General features: G+C 61.2%; 3 protein-coding genes and 1 pseudogene. 2 read left to right on the plus strand and 2 right to left on the minus strand.

From position 1 onward, the window contains the following. The first annotated feature begins 525 nt into the window (after positions 1-525). Positions 526-3,543: an Ig-like domain-containing protein gene (locus ACEWQ0_RS00195; RefSeq protein WP_476484135.1), complete on the plus strand. Its 3,018-nt coding sequence runs from the start codon at positions 526-528 to the stop codon at positions 3,541-3,543. Between the two features lie 125 nt (positions 3,544-3,668). Here ACEWQ0_RS00195 and ACEWQ0_RS00200 read toward each other — a convergent pair whose 3' ends face one another. Further along, complete coding sequence (locus tag ACEWQ0_RS00200; RefSeq protein ID WP_476484136.1) at positions 3,669-4,145, minus strand: hypothetical protein; 477 nt, start codon at positions 4,143-4,145, stop codon at positions 3,669-3,671. A 68-nt stretch (positions 4,146-4,213) separates the two neighbouring features. Then, positions 4,214-6,100 (minus strand): sensor domain-containing protein, encoded by a 1,887-nt coding sequence (locus tag ACEWQ0_RS00205; RefSeq protein ID WP_476484137.1) that lies wholly within the window; start codon positions 6,098-6,100, stop codon positions 4,214-4,216. Between the two features lie 306 nt (positions 6,101-6,406). Here ACEWQ0_RS00205 and ACEWQ0_RS00210 point away from each other — a divergent pair. Continuing rightward, a pseudogene (locus ACEWQ0_RS00210) lies at positions 6,407-6,685 on the plus strand (anthranilate synthase component I); the annotation flags it as partial.

The raw sequence follows: 6,685 nt of genomic DNA on the forward strand, positions 1-6,685 counted from the left end.
GGCTGCTCGATTGGCTCCGACAGTTAGGAATCGGACGGAATTCGGCGTGCAGGGGACTTTGGTAAGGGTCCGGTGCCGGCCTGGTACGGCTCCGGATACCGTTGGAAATCAGGAAATAGGGCGCTTATACTTCCTATACGCTACGCATCCCCTGCGTGTAACGGTGCACCGGCAGCACATCCGCATTGCACTCAAGCCTTGTCACGAGCGCTGAGCACGAGCGGTGCAGCAGCTGGGCGAAAGCGTTACAGCCTCTCGGCAATTCAAGGACTGGGGCAACAACCGACTGTGAGTAACTGCAACTTTGCCTTTGGCTTCAGCGGGGTTGAACAGCGAACGGAAGTGATTGCCGACGTTGAAATCCATCGGCGGACTTGATCCCCACCATCCAGCGTAAAGGTGGCTGCAAACGATCCATAGTGCCATATCCAACTTGACAATACCAGATTGCAAACTGGCGGTCGATGTGCCTACCATGGGTTCCGGGCGTAAGTGGCTAATTTGTAACCAAACTGGAAGGGCGCCATGTTGATCCGATTCTTTTCCATCACCGTCGTAATGGTCATGCTGCTTGGCTTTTCTCCCGGCATGATCTCTGTAACTCAAGCTGAAACTCCTCTCATTGAATCCAGTAACGCGGAAGTTACCGCTTCCGGCATCAATCCCATCTGCCTGTTTTGTTCAGTTGATGATGTCGAGAACCTGGTCAATGACAACCTCCTGACCCAGGCAACGATGTCATTGCCGGTCGGGGTGGGCGGTTCGGCCTATGCCTGTGTGGGTGCCAACCGGACCATTCCGGCTGGTCGCCGTGCGGGTTATGTGGTCAACCTCAACGAAGGCGTTGCTTCCCTGCTCGAAGGTTCAAACATCTATACCCGCCTCAATGGAACAGTCCAGGAATCCTTTTCCGGGCCCGGGTTTCTGCTGACTTTGATTGGTATTGGTGGTGCCCAGAATGTCGCTGCCTCATTCAGTCAACCCTTTGATGAAATCTGCTACCAGGCCAGCGCCGTCCTGTCGGTTCTTTCGATCTACCGGCTGCACTACGCTTTTGTTCTTGAAGCCCGGCCTGAAAACAGCGTCATCTCGGCCCAGCCGGAAACAATCACGGCCAACGGTACGGCCACCTCAATCATCACGGTTCAGGTCCGAGACAGCCTGGACGATCCGGTCCCAGGCGGCGGTGACGATGTGCAACTGAACACAACTGCCGGAAGCCTGTCGGCCGTTACGGACAACGGCGACGGCAGCTATACAGCGACTCTGACCTCATCGACCACATCTGAAACCGCTGACATCACCGGAACCATCAATGGCGAAGCGATTGGCCATCCAGTTTCGGTGGACTTTGTGGTCGATCAAGGTAGTGAGCCGGTTGCTGCAATGTCTCTGTTGTCGGCCCATCCTGAACTGATCATGGCCAACGGCATGGACAGCAGCATCGTCACAGTCCAGGCCCGGGACGCCTTCGGCAACGACATGTCAACCGGTGGCGCGACGGTCGCCATTTTTGCCAGCCACGGAAATGTTGGCCCGGCTATCGACAATGGCGATGGCAGCTACACAGCGGCTGTGGTTGCAAATACGCCCGGTATCGCCGAGATCAGCGGAACATTGAATGGTGAAGCCATTGGCCAGACTGATACAGTGACTTTCTACGACCCCGATCTTGCCGACCCCGATACCAGTGAACTCCACGCCTATCCTTTGGCGATCACGGCCAATGGCACGTCACAGGCATTGATCACTCTCAATGCCCACAATGCCGCTGGCGATCCGGTCAGCATTGGGGGCGCGGATATCGTGCTGGCAAGTACAGCCGGAACACTCTCAACCACGGTAAACGACCATGGTGATGGTACATACAGCGCCACGCTGACCAGTTCCGTGATCGAAGAAACCGCAGTCGTCACGGCAACGCTTGACGGCCAGCCGATGAATGACTCGGCGAGTGTCGAATTCGTCAGTGACAGCGGTGGTGGTGCAGATGCCGCTGCCACCCGGCTCTCGGCCATGCCTACAGCCATTGAAGCCGATGGTCTGAGCAGCTCACTCATCACCGTGGAAGCCCGTGACAGCTGGGGTAATCCGCTGGGCAACGGCGGCGATTCGGTGGAGCTCTCCAGTACTTCAGGCCACCTCAGCGCAGTCAGCGATCTTGGCGATGGCCGATACACTGCCGCTTTGTTCAGTCCGGTCGTGGCCGGAGCCAGCACCATCACCGGCATGATCAACGGCGAACCGATTGGACAGAGCGCAACCGTCATATTTCTTGACGGGGTTGAAGCCGATGCGGGCCAGTCAACCATCAGCGCGAATCCGAACCAGCTACCTGCTGATGGCAGCTCGACTTCGACCATTACCATCGATATTCATGACAGCGCTGGCAATCCCGTGACGGTGGGCGGCGATGCCGTGACCATCGAAACCACGTTGGGAACGCTGGGCACCACGGTAACCGACCATGGCGACGGCACCTACAGCGCAGAACTGACCGCTCCGACAGAGCCAGGCACTGCCATCGTCAGCGGCACCATCAACGGCGTACCCATTGGCATGAGCACCGAAATCACGGTGTATGACCCGACGCAGGCCGATCCAGGCACCTCGCTGATCGAGGCCATGCCCAGCCAGATCACCGCCAATGGCAGCGCACAGGCTGTCATTACCATCCACGCCCGCAATGCGGCCGGCCAGCCCACCGGCATCGGTGGAGACTCAATCGTCGTCGCCAGCACTGCCGGCAGCCTGGAGAACTCGGTCAGCGACCACGGCGACGGCCACTACACCACCATTCTTACCAGCTCCATGCTGGAAGAAACAGCCCACATCACTGCCACACTCAACGGCCAACCCATGTCGGCATCGGCCAGTGTGGACTTCGTCGCCGGCTCAGGAGGCGATGCGCACCCTGATACCAGCTGGCTTTGGGCCGAGCCTACGGCAGTAATGAGTGATGGCATTGATGAAGCCGTGGTATTCGTTCAGACACGCGATGCGTGGGGCAACCCGGTCGACAGCGGCGGCGACAGCGTAATGCTCAGCGCCACGCTGGGCAGTCTCGGAGCCGTGGTTGACCATGGCAATGGCCTCTACAGCGCATCGTTGAGCAGCAACGTGGCTGGTTTTTCCGTGGTCAGTGGCACACTTAATGGCGAGGTGATGGCACAGATGGCCATTGTCGAATTCACCAGCACGGTACACGCAGATGCCAGTCAGTCGACCATCAGCGTCCATCCATCCCAACTGCCGCCAGACGGTACTTCAACCGCTCTTGTTACCGTCCAGGTCAATGACAGCTCAGGCAACCCCATTCCCGTTGGCGGAGATGCAGTGACCATCGAGACCACGCTGGGAACTCTGGGCACCACGGTAACCGACCATGGCGATGGCAGCTACAGCGCCGTACTCACGGCGCCCGCAGAGCCCGGCACCGCCATCATCAGCGGCACCATCAACGGCGTGCCGATCAGCATGACTGTAGAGATTCATTTTGCAGATACAGTCGACGCGGTCTTCTCTGATCGGTTTGAACAATGAAGCAGAGTTGACTGAAACCCCGCTCCCGACAGCAGTCGGGAGCGGGTTCGTCCCTGATCTGAATTTTTCACCAGGGGGATCGCAACCTTTGGCGAATGGTGTGGGTCAGCTGCACTGTCCCCGCGTCATCGGTCGGCGGGCTTGCCAGGACGATATCGGTCGATCGCCGCCATATTCTCCGCATCGTCTGTTCCCAAAGCTTGAGAGACGACCTCAATGATCTCGGCCCACACCCCGGGCTGTGTCAGGACTGGCATCTCCTTGGCCAGCACGTTGCTCAGTTCACCGTGGTTCTGCTCGATGGAGCGCAGGACTCTGTCCGCCTGGTGATCGGGCATCTCGACCACTTCTTTCAACGCTACGCGCGCCCGCGCATGACTGCGCAGGTATCGCGACTCCTCGCGCATCTGCCCGGTCAAAGTCTGGCCAATGATGTTGGCCAGAAAAAACACGTGCGCCCCGAGGTCAGGATAGTGCCACATCGGTCTGGCCTGATCACCGGCGTGAAAGACGAAGTTCGACACCACACCGTCGGGATAGGTGGTTTGCGTAGGCTCGAAAGCGACGTACTCGCGCACAGCCTGCATCAGCGGTTTGGACACCTGGTCCAGTACCCGATCGTAACCACGCCGCTCGCCCGCATCATTCGTGATGACCGCCGAGATCAGGGCTATTTCTGCTCGGTATCAAAGCAGAAGCGGTTGCGTCCTGCAGACTTGGCGGCATAGACGGCGCGGTCGGCGCGGCGCAGCAGGCCCTCGGCATCGGTGTCGCAGTCGGCATCGCACAGCGTGATGCCCAGGCTTGACGACACCCGCACGATGCCCGCCTCGATCCGGATGGGGATGCGCACCGACTCGACAATGCGCTCGAACACCGATTCCCCCTGCGGGTCGCGCAGGATGATCAGGAACTCGTCACCGCCCAGGCGGCACACGCAGTCTTCGGAACGGACCAGATCCTGAAGTCGCTGCGCGACCGTCTTGAGCACGTGGTCGCCGGCGTCGTGGCCGTAGCGGTCGTTGATCGGCTTGAAGTCGTCGAGATCCATCATGCACACCGCAAAGGTCGCGCCGGAATGCCGCGCCAGGGCGAGCGCGTGGCGCAGCCGCTCGTCGGCCATGCGCCGATTGCCCACTCCGGTGAGCGGGTCGTGGCTGGCAATCTCGCCAAGACGGTGCTCGTGCGCCTTGCGCAGAGTGATGTCGGTCATCACCGTGACGTAGTGTGACAGGCGGCCGTCCTCGTCGCTGACGGCCGAGACGGAGACCTCGGCCGGAAAGGTTTCTCCGCTTTTCCTGCAGATGAACAGCTCGCCGTTCCAGCGACCGCTGGCCGCGGCGGTGGCAAAGATCTTCCTCGTCGTTGGCTCGGGGTCTTTTTCCGGCAGCAAGGTCTCGAACGAATGGCCGCGGATGTTTGCCGCCGGGTAGCCGGTCAGCCGCTCGAAGGCGCGATTGGCGGTGCTGAACTTGTAGTCGGCGCCGCTGATGGCGATGCCGTCGTGGCTGGTTTCGAATACGCTGGCCGCCGTGCGCACGCGCTCGCGTGCGCGGTGCAGATCGGTGATGTCGCGGATGTAGCCGTGCCAGGTCACGCTGCCGTCGGGCCGGGCTGACGGGGTGGCGTTGCCTTCCATCCAGCGCAGGCCCAGCTCGGGATGGTTGACCCGCCAGACCTTTTGCCAGATCTGCAGCGTCTCGGCCGAATGCTCGATCGATTGCCGCACCTCGTCGGCGTCGTCGGGATGGAGGGTATCGAGGGCCGGCTGAGCATCGATGACGACCTCTTGCGGGCCGCAGCCGAAGATGTCGCGCAGCCCTTCCGAGGCAAACGGGAAGTGCGATGTGCCGTCGGACCGGAGTCGAAACTGGTAGATCACGCCCGGCACGTTGCTGGACAACTCGTCGAAACGCTGCAGCCACTCTTCGCGCTCCTGCTGGGCCGAGCGGCGGCTGGTCACGTCCAGGCGCGTGCCGAACATCCACTCGGGCTCGCCACCGCGGGTGCGCGTCATCAGCTGGCCGCCTTTGTGCACCCATACCCAGTGCCCCGCCTTGTGGCGCACCCTCACTTCCTTTTCGTAGTGCCCGGACTTTCCGGAGAAGTGACGCTGCAGCCGGGCCTTGCACTCGGCCCGGTCATCGGGGTGAACCATCTTCTCCCAAGTGTCGATGGAGACCGGTTCGAGATCCTCGAGCCGGTAGCCGACGATTTCGGCCCAGCGCTGGTCGTAGCGGGTCTCGCCGGTCTGCACGTTCCACTCCCAGCTGCCGGCGCGGGAGCCGCGCAGAGTGCGCGACAGCCGCTGGCTGGCCTGACGGGCCCGGCGTCGCTGTCGATTGACAATCAGCAGGGCGGTCAACAGCGCTGCCAGCAGGATCAGCAAGAGCCCCGGAGCGATGCTGCCGTCCGGCAAGCGCGCCCAGACCGCCTGCCAGTCCTCATCCAGCGCCGCCACGTCGGCAGGAGTGGTTGCAAGTGCCAGCACGGTTGCCGGAATCAGAACCTGCAGGGTTACGAATGGCCCGCGCCAAAACGGTGATGGATTGTTCATGGCTGGCTCCCCCCGGGACAGGCCGACCATCCGCCGACCCGCCAGCATCGTTGCGGCTTCGCGCCTGATCGCACGAAGCGATTGCCCGATTATATGTCTTTTTGGCCGCGAATGCCGGCACATGGCATCAATTGCGCCTGCACAAAGCCTTAGAAACCGGGCAACCACGGAATTCACGGAAAGCACGGAAAAATATTGACTGGTTCTAAGGCTTTCAGGCAACTGTCCGTCAATGCCCGCTATGGATGGCAAGGCCGCCGCCGGGGCGCATACAATAACGCGCTTGTCCCCAACCATCGGGAAGTCGTGGACGCATCGCGCTTCGAACAACTCGCCCGCGAAGGCTACAACCGCATTCCGGTCTGGCGCTCGATTGCCGCCGACCTGGACACCCCGCTGTCGGTTTATCTCAAGCTGGCCGACGGGCCGAATGCCTTTTTGCTCGAATCGGTCGAGGGCGGCGAGAACTGGGGCCGGTATTCCATCATCGGCCTGCCGTGCCGCCGCGCCTGGCGGGCCACCGGGCGCGCGCTGGAGTCGCTGGAATACGGTCGCGTGATCGAGCGCCGCGATGACGTCGACCCG

The organism is Wenzhouxiangella sp. YN9 (assembly GCF_056324165.1).